The sequence below is a fragment of the Streptomyces sp. NBC_01296 genome (genome assembly GCF_035984415.1).
Lineage (GTDB): Bacteria > Actinomycetota > Actinomycetes > Streptomycetales > Streptomycetaceae > Streptomyces.
On the sequence record NZ_CP130720.1, the window covers coordinates 3,203,461 to 3,218,928 of the forward strand.

At 71.2% G+C, this 15,468-nt stretch carries 17 protein-coding genes; 8 read left to right on the forward strand and 9 right to left on the reverse strand.

What is annotated here, in order from left to right; translation table 11 throughout:
- Window positions 1-34: 34 nt before the first annotated feature.
- Window positions 35-220 carry a DUF6104 family protein gene (locus OG299_RS14150; protein WP_266625572.1) on the forward strand — a complete coding sequence of 62 codons (186 nt, stop codon included), beginning with the start codon at window positions 35-37 and terminating at the stop codon, window positions 218-220.
- 114 nt (window positions 221-334) lie between these two features.
- On the opposite strand, the gene sodN is transcribed toward OG299_RS14150, so the two are convergent.
- A complete protein-coding gene (gene sodN, locus OG299_RS14155) occupies window positions 335-730 on the reverse strand; it encodes a superoxide dismutase, Ni (RefSeq protein ID WP_266625573.1) in 396 nt (131 codons plus the stop codon).
- Window positions 731-973: 243 nt separating this feature from the next.
- Here sodN and OG299_RS14160 point away from each other — a divergent pair, with 243 nt between their 5' ends.
- Complete coding sequence (locus tag OG299_RS14160) at window positions 974-1,333, forward strand: S24/S26 family peptidase (RefSeq protein ID WP_266633224.1); 360 nt, start codon at window positions 974-976, stop codon at window positions 1,331-1,333.
- Here OG299_RS14160 and OG299_RS14165 read toward each other — a convergent pair.
- On the reverse strand, window positions 1,237-1,866 hold the full coding sequence (locus OG299_RS14165; protein WP_030291347.1) for a CGNR zinc finger domain-containing protein: 630 nt from the start codon (window positions 1,864-1,866) through the stop codon (window positions 1,237-1,239). The two genes, OG299_RS14160 and OG299_RS14165, sit on opposite strands and share 97 nt — an antisense overlap.
- 82 nt (window positions 1,867-1,948) lie before the next feature.
- On the opposite strand from OG299_RS14165, the gene OG299_RS14170 reads away from it, so the two are divergent.
- Window positions 1,949-2,704, forward strand: coding sequence for a class I SAM-dependent methyltransferase (locus OG299_RS14170; protein ID WP_266625576.1), 756 nt, complete (start codon window positions 1,949-1,951; stop codon window positions 2,702-2,704).
- Window positions 2,705-2,802: 98 nt separating this feature from the next.
- On the opposite strand, the gene OG299_RS14175 is transcribed toward OG299_RS14170, so the two are convergent.
- The 3 genes from OG299_RS14175 to OG299_RS14185 are packed head-to-tail and all read right to left on the reverse strand — an operon-like array spanning window position 2,803 to window position 5,526.
- Window positions 2,803-3,570, reverse strand: coding sequence for an amino acid ABC transporter ATP-binding protein (locus OG299_RS14175; protein ID WP_323179023.1), 768 nt, complete (start codon window positions 3,568-3,570; stop codon window positions 2,803-2,805).
- Window positions 3,567-4,517 (reverse strand): amino acid ABC transporter permease, encoded by a 951-nt coding sequence (locus OG299_RS14180; RefSeq protein WP_099889531.1) that lies wholly within the window; start codon window positions 4,515-4,517, stop codon window positions 3,567-3,569. The genes OG299_RS14175 and OG299_RS14180 overlap by 4 nt, the downstream gene beginning before the upstream one ends.
- Window positions 4,518-4,566: 49 nt before the next feature.
- Window positions 4,567-5,526: an ABC transporter substrate-binding protein gene (locus OG299_RS14185; RefSeq protein WP_327361677.1), complete on the reverse strand. Its 960-nt coding sequence runs from the start codon at window positions 5,524-5,526 to the stop codon at window positions 4,567-4,569.
- Between the two features lie 523 nt (window positions 5,527-6,049).
- On the opposite strand from OG299_RS14185, the gene OG299_RS14190 reads away from it, so the two are divergent.
- The 4 genes from OG299_RS14190 to OG299_RS14205 all read left to right on the forward strand — a co-directional run bounded on the left by OG299_RS14190 (window position 6,050) and on the right by OG299_RS14205 (window position 9,504).
- Complete coding sequence (locus tag OG299_RS14190) at window positions 6,050-7,252, forward strand: NAD(P)-dependent malic enzyme (RefSeq protein WP_389867927.1); 1,203 nt, start codon at window positions 6,050-6,052, stop codon at window positions 7,250-7,252.
- Window positions 7,253-7,704: 452 nt separating this feature from the next.
- The gene (locus OG299_RS14195; protein WP_053691791.1) at window positions 7,705-8,667 is read left to right on the forward strand and encodes a zinc-binding dehydrogenase; all 963 of its coding nucleotides are present in this window, start codon (window positions 7,705-7,707) and stop codon (window positions 8,665-8,667) included.
- A 67-nt stretch (window positions 8,668-8,734) separates the two neighbouring features.
- Window positions 8,735-8,944, forward strand: a complete 210-nt coding sequence (locus tag OG299_RS14200; RefSeq protein ID WP_008741547.1) for a helix-turn-helix domain-containing protein — start codon at window positions 8,735-8,737, stop codon at window positions 8,942-8,944.
- Window positions 8,944-9,504, forward strand: coding sequence for a Clp protease N-terminal domain-containing protein (locus OG299_RS14205; RefSeq protein WP_266625587.1), 561 nt, complete (start codon window positions 8,944-8,946; stop codon window positions 9,502-9,504). The genes OG299_RS14200 and OG299_RS14205 overlap by 1 nt, the downstream gene beginning before the upstream one ends.
- 58 nt (window positions 9,505-9,562) lie before the next feature.
- Here the strand turns inward: OG299_RS14205 and OG299_RS14210 are convergent, their stop codons facing one another.
- The 3 genes from OG299_RS14210 to OG299_RS14220 all read right to left on the reverse strand — a co-directional run bounded on the left by OG299_RS14210 (window position 9,563) and on the right by OG299_RS14220 (window position 12,326).
- Complete coding sequence (locus tag OG299_RS14210) at window positions 9,563-10,489, reverse strand: PadR family transcriptional regulator (RefSeq protein WP_327361678.1); 927 nt, start codon at window positions 10,487-10,489, stop codon at window positions 9,563-9,565.
- A gap of 1 nt (window position 10,490) precedes the next feature.
- On the reverse strand, window positions 10,491-11,405 hold the full coding sequence (locus OG299_RS14215) for a DUF4097 family beta strand repeat-containing protein (RefSeq protein ID WP_327361679.1): 915 nt from the start codon (window positions 11,403-11,405) through the stop codon (window positions 10,491-10,493).
- Between the two features lie 102 nt (window positions 11,406-11,507).
- On the reverse strand, window positions 11,508-12,326 hold the full coding sequence (locus OG299_RS14220; protein ID WP_266625593.1) for an alpha/beta fold hydrolase: 819 nt from the start codon (window positions 12,324-12,326) through the stop codon (window positions 11,508-11,510).
- A gap of 107 nt (window positions 12,327-12,433) precedes the next feature.
- Here OG299_RS14220 and OG299_RS14225 point away from each other — a divergent pair, with 107 nt between their 5' ends.
- A complete protein-coding gene (locus tag OG299_RS14225; protein ID WP_327361680.1) occupies window positions 12,434-14,458 on the forward strand; it encodes a transcriptional regulator in 2,025 nt (674 codons plus the stop codon).
- A 34-nt stretch (window positions 14,459-14,492) separates the two neighbouring features.
- Here the strand turns inward: OG299_RS14225 and OG299_RS14230 are convergent, their stop codons facing one another.
- Entirely contained in the window at window positions 14,493-15,425 is a 933-nt protein-coding gene (locus OG299_RS14230; RefSeq protein ID WP_266625597.1) for a LysR family transcriptional regulator, read from the reverse strand.
- Window positions 15,426-15,468: the final 43 nt, after the last annotated feature.

The following is a 15,468-nucleotide window of genomic DNA, read 5'->3' on the forward strand; positions in this document are numbered from 1 at the left end:
CCCTGCACACCTTCATCACGGCACGGAGCCCGACTTGTACTTCACCGATCGCGGCATCGAGGAGCTGGAGAAGCGGCGCGGCCAGGAGGAGGTCACCTTCGAGTGGCTCGCCGAGCAGCTGCGCACCTTCGTCGACCTGAACCCGGACTTCGAGGTTCCGGTGGAGCGCCTGGCCACGTGGCTGGCGCGACTGGACGACGAGGACGACGAGGACGAGTAGTCCCACCAGCGGACGAGTGGTCCCACAGGCGGACGATCCACGCTCAGTCCCTGCACGGCGAAGGGGCCCGACCGGTGACGGTCGGGCCCCTTCGTGCAGGAGCGCAGGCCCGGATCAGGCGGCCTTGGTCTCCCAGAAGATGCGGTCGATCTCGGCGATGAGCTCGAGGGCCTTCTGGCCGGTCGCCGGGTCGTGCGACGCCTTGGCGGCCGAGAGGGCCTTCAGGGTGTCGTTGACCAGGGTGTGCAGCTGCGGGTACTTCTCGAAGTGCGGGGGCTTGAAGTAGTCGCTCCACAGCACCGAGACGTGGTGCTTGGCGAGCTCGGCGCGCTGCTCCTTGATGGTGATGGCGCGCGCGCGGAAGTCGGCGTCCTCGTTGGCCTGGTACTTCTCCTGTACGGCCTTGACGGACTCGGCCTCGATGCGGGCCTGGGCAGGGTCGTACACGCCGCACGGAAGATCGCAGTGGGCGGAGACCTTCGCCTTGGGGGCGAAGAGGCGGGAAAGCATGGAGTTGGTCCTCCTCGTGATCGTCTTCTCAAGAGGGGAGATTACTCCGTGGGAAAGGGGATTTCGCGAGCGGCCCCGTGGGCTTAGGACAAAAGTCCAGGGTGGCGCCGGGACCGGTGAGCGAACGTACGGGAGTGTGCGGCAGCATGCGCATTGAGGCGAGAGCGGGCGAGGAGGTCGGGCACGGTGGAGAGAAGGCGCTCGCGGGCGGCGTTCGAGGTGCTGGAGGTGGCGGGGCCCTCGATGGTGCCGACGCTGCTGCACGGCGACCGGCTGGTGGTCCGGTACGGGGTCGCCGTGCGCCCGGGTGACGTGGTGGTGCTGCGGCACCCGTTCCAGCAGGACCTGCTGGTGGTGAAGCGGGCGGTGGAGCGGCGGCCGGGCGGCTGGTGGGTGCTCGGGGACAACCCGTACAACGAGACCGGCGACAGCACCGACTACGGGACGGTGCCCGAGGAGCTGGTGCTGGCGACGGCGGTGCTGCGCTTCCGGCCGCGCGCGGCGGATCAGAGTTCGCTGAGGGCGCGGCTGTCCTGGGCGGTGTCGGCGCTGCGGCCGCTCTGGCCGGACGCCTCGGCTTCCAGCCGTTTGCGGGCCCGGTAGGCGGCGACGTTGGCCCGGGTGGCGCAGCGGTCGGAGCAGTAGCGCCGGGAGCGGTTGGTGGAGGTGTCGAGGTAGGCGTTGCGGCAGGGCGCGGCCTGGCACAGGCCGAGCCGGTCGGGGCCGTGCTCGGTGAGGTGGAAGGCCAGGCCGAAGGACGCGAGCGCGGCGTAGCCGGCGGAGGCGTTCGAGGGGTGGTCGGCGAGGTGGATGTGCCAGTTCGGGTGGCCCTCGTCGTCGAGGTACTCGTGGCCGGAGACCTGCGGGCTGACCGGGAACTCCATGAGCAGGGAGTTCAGCAGGTCGACCGCGAGGACGTGGTCGCCGCCGTCGGCGGCCTCGAAGACGGCGCGCAGCCGGCCGCGGACGTTGCGGAAGCGCGTGACGTCGGCGTCGGTGACCCGGCGGGCGGCCTGGACCCCGGTGCCGAAGAGGCCCCGGACGGCGTCCACCGAGGTGAGCGAATCCTTGTTGCGGGCCGGCTCCTCGGTGTTGACCAGGCGCACGGCATAGTCCGAGTAATGGGCCAGTTCCACTTGTAGTCCTTACGGCTGCGGATTAGTGTCTCGGGTAACGGGTGAGACTTATTCGAGGGTATTACGACTGGAGGGGTCAGTGATGGCGGAGACCACGACCGACTGGCAGGCCTGGCAGGAAAGCTGGGACCGGCAGCAGGAGTGGTACATGCCCGACCGCGAGGAGCGCTTCCGGGTCATGCTGGACATGGTCGAGGCACTGGTGGGCCCCACCCCCCGGGTGCTCGATCTGGCGTGCGGTACGGGAAGTATTACGGACCGCGTCCTCAAGCGGTTCCCGGAATCCACCACTACGGGCGTCGATCTCGACCCGGCGCTGTTGACCATCGCCCGGGGCCACTTCGACGGCGACCGGCGCGTCACGTTCGTCACCGCCGACCTCAAGGACCCCGGCTGGACCTCGGCGCTCCCGTACGACACGTACGACGCCGTCCTCACGGCCACCGCGCTGCACTGGTTGCACAGCCCGGACCTCGCGGTGCTCTACGGGCAGCTCGCCCCGCTGGTGCGGCCGGGCGGGGTCTTCATGAACGCCGACCACATGCCCGACCCGGCGACCCCGCGGATCAACGCCGCCGAGCGCGCCCACCGGCACGCCGGGATGGACCGGGCCCGGGAGGCCGGCGCGCTGGACTGGGCGGACTGGTGGGCCCTCGCGGCCGCCGACCCGGTGCTCGCCGAGCCGACGAAGCGCCGGTTCGAGATCTACGGCGAGCACGCCGACGGGGACACCCCCGACGACGCCTGGCACGCCCGGACCCTGCGCGAGGCGGGCTTCGCGGAGGCCCGGACGATCTGGCGCTCGCCCTCCGACGGGCTGGTCCTGGGCCTGAAGTAGTGCCCTTGTGGGAAAGTGAGAACTTTCCGCGTCCGGCCACGCGTGCGAGAGGGGCGGTACGGGATTCCCGTACCGCCCCTCTCGGCTGTTCTGCGCGGTTACAGCACCTTGGACAGGAACGCCTTCGTCCGGTCGTGCTGCGGGTTGCCCAGCACCTCGCGCGGGTGGCCGGACTCGACCACGACGCCGCCGTCCATGAAGACGAGGTTGTCGCCGACCTCGCGGGCGAAGCCCATCTCGTGGGTCACCACGATCATGGTCATGCCCGACTCGGCCAGGTCCCGCATGACGTCGAGGACGTCGCCGACGAGCTCCGGGTCGAGCGCCGAGGTGGGCTCGTCGAAGAGCATCAGCTTCGGCTCCATGGCCAGCGCGCGGGCGATCGCCACACGCTGCTGCTGGCCGCCGGAGAGCTGGGTGGGGTAGTTCCCGCCCTTGTCGCCGAGGCCCACGCGGTCGAGGAGCCGGACGGCGCGCTCGCGCGCCACCATCTTGCTCTCGCCCTTGACCATGACCGGGGCTTCCATGACGTTCTCGATGGCCGTCATGTGGGGGAACAGGTTGAAGCGCTGGAAGACCATGCCGATCTCGCGGCGCTGGGCCGCGACCTCGCTGTCCTTCAGCTCGTAGAGCTTGTCGCCCTTCTGGCGGTAGCCCACCAGCTGGCCGTCCACCGAGAGCCGCCCGGAGTTGATGCGCTCCAGGTGGTTGATGCACCGCAGGAAGGTCGACTTGCCGGAGCCGGACGGGCCGACCAGGCAGAAGACCTCGCGCGGGGCGACCTCGAGGTCGATGCCCCGGAGGATGTGGGCGGCGCCGTACGACTTGTGGACGCCCTCGGCCTTGACCATCGGCTGAGTGGTCATCGCGCGACCTCCGTACGGCGGAACATGTTCAGGTTGGCCTTCAGACGCTGGAACGGCGTCGGCGGCAGGTTCCGCGTGGAACCACGGGCGAAGCGGCGCTCCAGGTAGTACTGGCCGACGCTGAACACACTGGTCAGAGCCAGGTACCAGAAGGAGGCCACGAACAGCATCTCCATGATGGCACCGGCCGTGTTGCCGATGTTCGACGAGGCCCGCAGGAGTTCCGTGTACTGCACCGCCGAGACCAGGGAGGAGGTCTTCAGCATGTTGATGAACTCGTTGCCGGTCGGCGGGATGATCACGCGCATCGCCTGCGGCAGCACGATCCGGCGCATGGTCTTCGTCTGCGGCATGCCGAGCGCGTGCGCGGCCTCGGTCTGGCCCTCGTCGACCGACTGGATGCCGGCCCGGACGATCTCCGCCATGTACGCGCCCTCGTTCAGGCCGAGGCCCAGGAGGGCGACCATGAACGGGGTCATGACGTCGACGGTCTCGTTCTTGTAGATCGGACCGAGGTTGATGTACTGGAAGATCAGCGACAGGTTGAACCACACCAGCAGCTGCACGTACACCGGGGTACCGCGGAAGAACCAGATGTAGAGCCAGGAGACGGCGCCCGTCACCGGGTTCTTGGAGAGGCGCATCACGGCGAACACGATGCCGAGCACGAGGCCCAGCGCCATGGCCGAGACGCTGATGATCACGGTGTTGCCGAGACCGCTGAGGACCGCCGGGTCGAACAGCTTGTCGCCGACCGTCGCCCAGATGACGTTGCCGTTGGCGAACGCGTAGACGAGCCAGGCGAGCAGCGCGACGACCACGACGCCGCTGACCCAGCGGCCGTAGTGCCGCACCGGGATGGCCTTGATGGCCTCGTACGGGAGGCCCGAGGCGCCGGGTCCGGCCGGCGGGTTCTCGGCCGGACCCTTTTCGATCTTGTCAGTCACAATGACTGCCCTTCAGTGGAGCGTGGAGCGAGGGACTTCGCGGGACGACTTACTGACCTGCGTTGACCGTCGCGGACTTGACGGCGCTGTCCTGCACGTTCCACTTCTCCAGCGCCTTGGCGTAGGAGCCGTCCTTGATGATGGCGTCGAGGGCCTGCTTGAGGGCGTCGCGGAGCTGGGTGTTCTCCTTGCTCACGCCGATGCCGAAGAGGCCGACGCCGCTCTGCTGGCCGGCGATCTCGAAGTCGTTGCCGCCACCGGAGGTCTTCACCGTGTAGGCGGCGACCGGGTAGTCGTTCAGGTCGGCGACGGCCCCGCCGGCCTTGACGCGGGTCTGCGCCTCGGCGTCGGTGTCGAAGGCCTGGATGGTGAGCTTCTTGTCACCGCACTTCTCGGCCTGGGCCTTGAAAGCGTCCTCGTACGTCGTGCCGCGCTGGACGGCCACGGTCTTGCCGCAGAGGTCGTCCAGGGACTTGATGCCCTCGGGATTGCCCTTCTTGACGAGGAGCGAGAGGCCGGAGGAGAAGTAGTCGACGAAGTCGATCCCCTTGCCGATCTTCTGACCCTTGTCGTCCAGGCCTTCCTGGCGCTGCTTGTTGTCGGTGATCGACGACATGATCGCGTCTTCGCGGCCGGTGTAGATCGAGGTGATCAGGCCGTCGAAGGTGCCGGCGGTGAACTGCATCTTCACGCCGAGCTGCTTGCCGAGCGCCTCGGCGATGTCGGGGTCGACACCGACGATCTTGCCGCCCTCGACGAATTCCATCGGGGCGTAGGCGGAGTCGGTACCGATCTTGATGACGCCGGCGTCCTGGATCTTCTTCGGCAGGGCCGAGAAGAGCGGGGCGCTGTTGTCCTTCGACGTGCCACCGGAGGGGGTCGACGCGGAGCCCTTCTCCGTCTGGTCGCCACAGCCGGTCAGGATCAGGGCTCCGGCGACCGCGATCGCGCCGACCGCGGCGATCCGGGACCGGGCGGCGGTCGTACGACGGGTGGTGCTTGCGGTCATGAGCTGGTTCCTCCGGCTGGCTGGTGGAGCATCCGAGAACGGTCGGGCACGCACCTTCGAGTGTCGCGACCTCGTGTGATTACGGCATCTTGCCATTCGGACTGACGCATTCAGGCAGTTCGTCAGGTCAAAATCGGATAACGGGTGGGTGGGGGTACCCAACAGGACTGCGGAATGTGGGCTTCAGCGCCGCAGGAACCGCTGTGACCTGGCCCTTTTGACGGACTATTTGCGGCTCGTCTCGCCCATTGGACAGAGGTGTTTGGACCTTTCGCCAAAAACAGGACAAGAGGTCTCCAGTCGAGCTGGAATCGACTCGTCTGGGTGAGCGTTCTTCGGGTACAACGGATCCTTACACCCCTCATCCGGGGCTCAGGGCGCGCGTGCGGCGCGCCCGCGCGTACGAACCTCCCCTTCGCGGAGACGGGCCAACCGTCGATGCGGAGTACGGACGCGGTGCCCGCCCACCCCTTAACCAGGTGTGGTCACCCTCAACGATTCAAAAACCTAAGGGGCCAAGAAAGTGGCAGCGGAGATCGTCAATCCTCGCAGCGACAGCGCGACGGACAACAACCCGGACGCGGTGTTCGCGCTGCACCGGGGCGGCAAGATGGCCATCCAGGCCACGGTGCCGGTCCAGAACAAGGACGACCTGTCCCTCGCGTACACGCCCGGCGTGGCGAAGGTCTGCAGCGCCATCGCGGAGCAGCCCGAGCTGGTGAACGAGTACACCTGGAAGTCCAACGTGGTCGCCGTCGTCACCGACGGTACGGCCGTGCTCGGACTCGGTGACATCGGTCCCGAGGCCTCCCTCCCCGTGATGGAGGGCAAGGCCATCCTGTTCAAGCAGTTCGGTGGTGTGGACGCGGTGCCGATCGCGCTCGCCACCAAGGACACGGACGAGATCATCGAGACGGTCATCCGCCTCGCGCCGTCCTTCGGCGGGGTCAACCTGGAGGACATCTCCGCCCCCCGCTGCTTCGAGATCGAGCGCCGGCTCCAGGAAGCCCTGGACATCCCGATCTTCCACGACGACCAGCACGGCACGGCGATCGTGACGCTGGCCGCCCTGCGCAACGCCGCGAAGCTGACCGGGCGCACGCTCGGCGACCTGCGCGCCGTGATCTCGGGTGCGGGCGCGGCGGGCATCGCCATCGCCAAGATCCTCGTGGACGCGGGCATCGGCGACGTCTGCGTCACCGACCGCAAGGGCGTCGTCTCCGCGGACCGCTCCGACCTGACGGACGTCAAGGCGGAGATCGCGGGCCTGACGAACAGGACCGGCCAGACCGGCTCCCTGGAAGCGGCCCTGAACGGCGCGGACGTGTTCATCGGCGTCTCCGGCGGCACGGTGCCCGAGGAGGCGGTGGCCTCGATGGCGAAGGACGCCTTCGTCTTCGCCATGGCCAACCCGAACCCGGAGGTCCACCCGGACGTCGCGCACAAGTACGCGGCGGTCGTGGCCACGGGCCGCTCGGACTTCCCGAACCAGATCAACAACGTGCTGGCGTTCCCGGGCATCTTCGCGGGCGCCCTGAAGGTCCGCGCCAGCCGGATCACCGAGGGCATGAAGATCGCCGCCGCCGACGCCATCGCCGGTGTCGTGGGTGACGAGCTCGCCGCCGACTACGTGATCCCGTCGCCGTTCGACGAGCGCGTCGCCGAGGCCGTTGCGGCCGCGGTCGCCGCGGCCGCCAAGGCCGACGGCGTGGCCCGCCTGGTCTGACCCGGAAGCAGCACAGAAGAGGGCCCGGCCGGATGTTCACCCGGCCGGGCCCTCTTCTGTTGGGCACACCCTCCCCGCCCCCGAACCGGGAGGGGATGCTCCGCCTCAGCGCCTCGACGAAGCTGACGCTCCATCAATGAGAATGCGGCCACAAGATGGCAGGCTCATGACGAGCCGGGCGGCATGGCGTGAATATTACCGCCACCCGAGGCTTGATTCTTACGTTCCGCTTCCCCCTCCCGGTCACACAAGACCGCACGTGGCGCGCTTAGTTGAGCGCGCAACGAACCATTCCACTCACCCCCCGGACGGCCCAGTACGGACGCAGGAACACCCCCGCCCGGTTCCCGCCGACGGCCACCGATCCGTACGGGCGGCCGTGCGACGAAGGCCTCACCCGCAGAGCCCCGACAGGGCTGGCCCGCCGCGCTACCGGGCGGTAGCGTCGCGGCATGTTCGCTGCCTACGCCGCCCGAATCGACCGTGACCAGCCGCTGAGCGGCCTTGTGCTGGGCGAGCGCCCGGCCCCCGAGGCCCGCCCCGGCTGGGTGACCGTGAACGTCAAGGCCGCCTCCCTCAACCACCACGACCTGTGGTCGCTGCGCGGGGTCGGCCTCGGCGAGGACAAACTCCCGATGATCCTCGGCTGCGACGCCGCCGGCATCGACCAGGACGGCAACGAGGTCGTCCTGCACTCCGTGATCGGCCAGAGCGGCCACGGGGTCGGCCCCGACGAGCCGCGCTCGATCCTGACCGAGCGCTACCAGGGCACCTTCGCGGAGCAGGTGACCGTCCCCGCCTGGAACGTGCTGCGCAAGCCCGCCGAGCTGTCGTTCGAGGAAGCCGCGTGCCTGCCGACGGCGTGGCTGACGGCGTACCGGATGCTGTTCACGAACGCGGGGGTGCGCCCCGGCGACTCGGTGCTGGTGCAGGGCGCCGGCGGCGGGGTCGCGACGGCCGCGATCGTCCTCGGCAAGGCGGCGGGCCTGCGGGTCTTCGCCACCAGCCGGGACGAGGCCAAGCGCAAGCGGGCGGTGGAGCTGGGCGCGGTGGAGGCGTACGAGCCGGGCGCGCGGCTGCCGCAGCGGGTGGACGCGGTGATCGAGACGGTCGGCGCGGCCACCTGGTCGCACTCGGTGAAGTCCCTGCGCCCGGGCGGCACCCTGGTCATCTCGGGCGCCACGAGCGGGGACCGCCCCGCGCACGCCGAGCTGACCCGGATCTTCTTCCTGGAGCTCAAGGTGGTCGGCTCGACGATGGGGTCGAAGGACGAGCTGGAGGACCTCCTCGCCTTCTGCGCCGCGACCGGGGTGCGGCCGGTGATCGACGAGGTCCTGCCGCTCGACCGGGCACGGGAGGGCTTCGAGAAGCTGGAGGCCGGCGACCTGTTCGGGAAGATCGTCCTGACGGTGTAGCCGGAAACCCTCCCGTCGCGTCAACGGTGGTTGACACTGCGGGGCCCGTCAACTTAGATTGACGGGCATGACAGAAGCGACCGATCTCGCCGAGCGGGCCGGGGACCGCGACCCGCGCGTGGGCCTGCGTGCCGTGGCCGCGCTCCGCAGGCTGCTGGAGCAGCTGGAGGCCGTACAGGTACGCAGCGCCCGTGCGCAGGGGTGGTCCTGGCAGGAGATCGCGGCCGAACTGGGCGTCAGCCGGCAGGCCGTACACAAGAAGCACGGGAGGGTCTGATGTTCGAACGCTTCACGCAGGACGCCCGGGACACCGTGACGGGCGCCGTGGCCGAGGCCCGCCGGGCCGGCGCCGCCACCGTCACCGAGGAGCACCTGCTCCTGGCCCTGCTGGACCGCGGTGCACTGGATCCGCTGGGCGTGGACCGCGCCGCGCTGACGGCCGACCTCGCCGCGGCCCGCCGCCGGGGCGGCATGTCCCGCGCGGACGAGGAGGCCCTCGCGGGCCTCGGCATCGACCTCACCGAGATCGTCTCCCGGGTCGAGGAGACCCACGGCGAGGGCGCACTGGCCTCGGCAGGCCCACGCCGTCGCACCCTGGGCTCCTCGCTCCGCTCGGCGCTGGGCCGCCCGGAGCCCGAGAGCCGCCACGTCCCGTTCGCCCAGGGGGCGAAGAAGACCCTGGAGCAGTCCCTGCGCATCGCACTGGGGCGCCACGACCGCCACATCGCCACCCTGCACCTGCTGCTCGCGCTGCTCTCCCGTCCGGGCACGGCCGCCGAGGTCCTGGCGGACCACGGCGTCACGTACGCGGCGGCCGAGGCGGGCCTGGCGGCCTGATCCGCGGCCGGATCCCCCGGCCGGATCGCCTCGCCGGACCGCCCGGCCGATCCGCGACCTATCGCGACGGCCGGAGCGTCTGCGCGAGGCGGTCCGCCGCCGCCGCGAGGTGGGCGCGGACCTCGGCCAGCCTGGCCGGGGTGACTCCGTGGTCGCGGGCCGCGTCGCGGACGTCGTCGCGGAAGCGGTCCAGCAGGCGGTCCAGGTCGCGGGCCGGGTCGCCGGTGGGGGCGAGGTCCTCGGCCCAGTGCGAGTCCGCCGCCGCGCCGGCGGCACCCGTACCGCCCGCGCTGCCCGTCGTACCGCCCGCGCCGGCTGCGGCGCCCGCGCCGCCCGTGCTTCCGCCGAGCCAGCTGCCGGCCAGATTGCCCAGCATCCCGCCGGACTTCGCGAACTGGTCCTGCAGCTGGCCCGCGATCCGCATGACCTCCTCGCGGGCCCGCTCCTGCGCCTCCTTGGCCTGGCGGCGGGCCTGCTGGGCCTCCTCGCGGGCCCGGCGGCTCTCGTCCTTCGCCCGGCGCGCCTGCTCCTTCCACTCCTGCTTGGCCTTGCGCAGCTCCTCCTTGGCCGCAGCCCAGGACGCGTCCTCGACCGGGGTCGCCGTCGCGGAGGCCGCGGCCCGCATCTCGCGCCGCAGGGCACCCGCCGCGCCCCGTACGTCGTCACGGATCTCGGCGGCCAGCTCGGAGACCGAGTCGCGGATCTCCAGTTCCAGGTCGGCGAGTTCACCGCCACGGTCGGCCAGTTCGGCGCGGCCCGCCTCGGTGATGGAGTACACCTTGCGCCCGCCTTCGGTGGCGTGCGTGACCAGGCCCTCGGCCTCCAGCTTGGCCAGCCGGGGGTACACCGTGCCCGCGGAGGGCGCGTACAGGCCCTGGAAACGCTCCTCCAGCAGCCGGATCACCTCGTAGCCGTGCCGCGGGGCCTCGTCCAGCAGCTTGAGCAGGTAGAGGCGGAGGCGGCCGTGGGCGAAGACGGGCGGCATGTCAGAGCACCTTCTTGTCGAGCACGAGAGGGGCGGCCGGGGCGTCGGCGGCCGGGCGGCGCAGCAGGGCGATGGAGCCCGAGACGGTGGTGGCCCGCAGGGTGCCGGTGCCCGCGCCGAGCGTGCCGGTGATCCGCTTGGCGGCGAACTGGCCGGAGACGAGCAGGTCCTCGAAGGCGTTGGAGACGCCGCCGGTGGCCGTGTTGGCCTCCACCCGCGCGTCGGCAGGGTGCGGAAGGCGGATCGCGACCTGCCCGGACACGGAGTTGAGGGAGATGTCCACCGGCCGCGGCTCGGCCGCGTCGAGGGCCAGGTCGATGAGCATGTCGCCGCTGACGGAGTCGGCGCGTACGGTGCCGCCGGCGCCGTCGACCACGGTCAGGCCGCCGGAGACGGAATGGAAGCCGAGCCCGCCGGTGAGGGACTGGGCCTCGACGCTGCCGGAGACGGTCTTCGCGTTGGCCTTGCCGGACAGGCCGACCAGCGTGACGTCGCCGGAGACCCCGTTGACGTCGGTGTCGGCGCCGATGCCGGAGACGACGGAGGTGGCGCTGACCGTCGCCAGCTGCACGTGGGTGGCGGCGGGGACGGTGAGGGTGACGGTGGCCCTGCGCTCCCAGGCCTTGCGGCCGGCGCCGGAGCGGGACCAGGCCTTCCAGGGCTTGCCCTCGAACCACTTCTTGAGGTCCTGGGAACCGTTCCAGGGCAGGTCTTCGTAGGACACGGTGAGGGTGCCGCCCTCCTGGACGACGTACAGCGGCGGTCCGTCGACGGCGGCCACCTCGAGGCGGGCCGGACCCTCGTCGGCGACGACGTTCACCGTGCCGCCGACCAGGCGGACGCGGAGCTCGGTCACCGGCTCCTCGAAGGTGAGCTTCTGCGGTTCGGCGACCGACCACGTCTTCTGCTCTGCCATGGTGCTGATCCTCCTCGGCGTACGGACACGGCACGCAACATATCGCGTCTTCTTGCTAACACGATATATCGCGGATACCCGAAGTCAAGCCTGCTCCGGAGCTCAGGACGCGATGGGGTGACGTTCGAGGAACCGGGCCATTGCTGCGGCGACCGGTCGGGACTGCTCGATGTGGAGGAGGTGGCCCACGCCCTCGGCGACGTACTCCTCCACGTCGGGCACGTTCGAGCGGAGGAACTCGGCGACTTCGACCCACAGCGGCCGGGTGTCGCTGCCGAGCACGGAGAGCACCGGCGGACGGATCGCCGCGGCCTGATCAGGGCCGAACCGCCACTCGGCCAGGGACGGGAGCTCGATCCCGAAGAACGTGTCCGCGTCCTTGACCGCCTGCGCGCCGCTGCCTGGTACCCGCTCGTCGAGCAGGGTCCGGCAGTGGTCCCAGTCCATCCCGCTGACGACGGGCATGAACAGCCGCACGGCCCGTTCGGCGTCCCCATCGGCGTACGCCTCGAACGCCGGCGCCGCCTGTTCGAAGAACGCCGCGCCGGCGGGCACCGACAGCAGGGAGAGCTCCAGCAGCGCGACCGTGGCGACACGGTCGGAGTGGTCCTGGGCGAGCTGGGCGGCGACGGCCGCGCCGCTGGAGTGCCCGGCCACGTGGACGCGGCCGACGCCGAGCCGGTCGAGCAGCGCGATGGCGTCGGCGGCGTGGTCGGCGATGGTGACCGGCGCGGGAGTGTGGGTGCTGCCGCCCCAGCCCCGCTTGTGGTAGCGGATGAGCTGGTGGCGTTCGGCAAGTGCCGGCTCGGCTACGAGCGGCAGGAATCCGTCGGCGAGGACCGGGCTGATGAACAGCACCGGCTCACCGGATCCGCGGATCTCGTACTCCATCTGGATGCCGTTCACGGTGACGGTGTCCATGGTGTCCTCCTCGGTGTCTCTTCCTCGGTGGTCATTGCTCACTGTGGAGGCGTAAGCGGGACGGTTACCGCCGTAAGCGTCCCGACCCCGGATCGAGGGACACGGTCGTGACCGATGCAACGGGCGATGGGACCAGCGCGCTGGAGCAGGCCAGGGGCGCCGCAGCACGGGGCGCGTGGGCGGAGGCCTACGCCGGCTACGCGTCGGCTCAGGAAGCGGGCGAGCTCGGCCCGGCGGATCTCGCCGAGTTCGCCGGCGTCGCGTATGCCGCAGGGCATCTCGACGTCTCGGTCGAGACGTGGGAGCGGCTCCATGACGAGCTGGCCGGCCTGGGCGAGGACAACGGCGCGGCCGGCGCCGCCGTGCGGGTGGCCATGCACCTGCTGTTCGACACCGCGCTCATGGCGCCGGTACGGGGGTGGCTCCGGCGTGCCGAACGCCTCCTCGACCCCGCCGCGGCGACCCCCGCGCACGCATGGTTCGCGGCGGTGCGCTCCTACGAACGTCTCCTCAGCGGCGACCTCGACGCCGCTCGCGACTGGGCCGGGCAGGCGGTCGCGACCGGCCTGGACACGGATCCGGCGGCAGCGGCGATCGGGCGGGTGGCCCAGGCGCGGCTGGTGATCTTCGACGGCGACGTCGAACGGGGTCTGGCACTGCTCGACGACGCCGGCGCGGCGACGATGTCCGGCGACCTCGACCCGCTCTCGACCGGGGTCGTCTACTGCGAGCTGGTGTGCGCGCTGCAGGGCCTCGCCCAGTACGACCTGGCCGAGCAGTGGACCGAAGCCATGGAGCGGTGGGCCCACACGAACGCGATCGGCAGCATCCACGGCCGGTGCCGCGTACACCGGGCAGAGATCCTGCGCCTGCGGGGTCGGTGCGCGGCCGCCGAGGAGCAGGTGCTCCTGGCGTGTGACGAGCTGCGTCCCTATGTGCGGCGCGAGCTGGGCTGGCCGCTGGCGGAGCTGGGCCGCATCCGGCTGCGGCGCGGGGATCCGGCCGGTGCGCAGAACGCGCTGCTCGCCGCCCACCGCCTCGGCTGGGATCCCGAGCCGGGGCTCTCGCTCGTCCGGCTCGCCGACGGCGACGTCGGCGCGGCGGCCGCCACGATCCGGGAGGCATTGATCCGGCCCCTGCCGGTTCCGTCGAAGGAGCTTCCCCCCACCACCGGGCTGCGCCGGGCGCCGCTGCTGGCCGCGCAGGTCGAGATCGCCGTGGCCGGCGCGGACCTGGAGACGGCGCGGGAGGCGGTCCGCGAGCTCGAGGACGTGGCCGACCGCTTCTCGAGCCGCGCGCTCAGCGCCTCGGCACGGCAGGCGCGCGGTACGGTCCTGCTCGCCGCGGGCGACGCGGCCGGCGCGTCGGCGCTGCTCGCCGATGCCGTCCGCGTCTGGAGCGAGATCGGCGCACCGTACGAGACGGCCCAGTGCCGGCTCCGGCTGGCGGACGCCCACCGCGTCCTCGGCCACCACCAGGCCGAGACCCTCGAGCGGGAAGCGGCGCGTATCGAGTTCGAGCGGATCGCGGGCACACCCGCCGTCGATCAGTCGCAGCCGGCCACGACCGAGCCGAACACGTTCGGCCGGGAAGGGGACTACTGGCGGGTCGTCTTCGACGGCAGGTACATGAACATCCGCGACAGCAAGGGCATGCACCACCTCGCCCGCCTGCTCACCGCGCCGGGACGGGAGTTCCACGTCCTCGACCTCGTCGCCGCCGACAGCGAGGACCCCACCGTCGTCGGCAGGCTGCTCCATGCCGACGACGCCGGTCCCCTCCTGGACGGCCGCGCCAAGCACATGTACCGCCGGCGGCTCACCGAGATCGAGGACGACATCGAGGAGGCCCGGGCCGACCACGACATCGGCAGGCAGGCGCAGGCCGAGTTCGAACGCGATTTCCTGGTCGCCGAACTCTCCCGTGCGGTCGGCCTCGGCGGACGCGACCGGCGTGCCGGTGCGGCGTCCGAACGGGCCCGGGCCGCGGTGACCCAGGCCGTGCGCAAGGCCGTCGGCCGTCTCCGTGATGCCTCTCCCGCGCTGGGTGACCACCTCGACCGCACCATCCGTACCGGGACCTACTGCGCCTACTTGCCCGACCCGCGCTTCCCTTCCCCGTGGACCGCATGACGCACATCGGCACCGGTCACCCCGCCACCGGCGGCTACGCCGCCAGGAGGGGGCTGGCGTGGTGGTGGAGCCAGGCCCGGTACGGCGGCGTGCGGAGGGCGGCTTCGCGGTAGGCCGCCCGGAGGTCCTCGAAGACCTCGGCATGCGCTCCGGGCCGCGTGGCCAGCAGCAGCCGGACCGCGAGGGGGTCGCCGGACAGCGGCCGTATCGCCATGTCGTCGCGCGGCCCGGAGGTCGGCTGGCAGGGGGCCACCGCCTCGCCGGAGACGATCAGCGAGGTCGCGGTGTGGTAGTCGGCGTGCAGAACGGGCGGGTCCAGCCCGGCCCCGGCGAACACCCGGCGCAGGCCGTCCCATTCGCCGTCCACGGAGGGGTCGACCGTCCACCGGTCGGCCGCCAGGTCCTGTAACTCCACCACCGGGCGGCGCGCCGCCGGATGGTCCCGGGACATCGACACGAACTGCGGCTCCCGCTCCATCAGGACCCGCAGCTCCAGCCCGGCCGGCACCCGCAGCGGGCTGCCCTCCACCTCGTGGACGAACGCCACGTCCAGCTGCCCCGAAGCCACCATCCGCAGCAGGGCGTTGGCGGACACGTCCACCATCAGCGAGGTCTCGAAGTCCGGCATCCGGCGGTGGATCCGGCGCAGCCACCCCGGTATCGCCCGGTTGGCCGTGGAGCCGATGTTCAGCCGCGGCCCGCGGGCCAGCGCCCGGGCCTCGGCGACGAGCGCGGCCATCTCGGCCAGCAGCGGGCGGGCCCGGCCCAGGACCGTGCGGCCGAACGGGGTGGGCCGGCAGCCGGTGCGCTCACGCAGGAACAGCTCGCCGTCCAGGGCGCGTTCGATGCGGCGCAGCTGGGTCGTCAGGGAGGGCTGGCTCACGCCGAGCTGCCGCGCGGCTTTGTGCAGACTGCCGGCGTCGGCAATGGCGCACAGTGCGCGCAGGTGCCTCACCTCGAGCTCCATGACCCGAGAGTAGGCCGGTCCCAGCGAACCGCACCAGCCACTG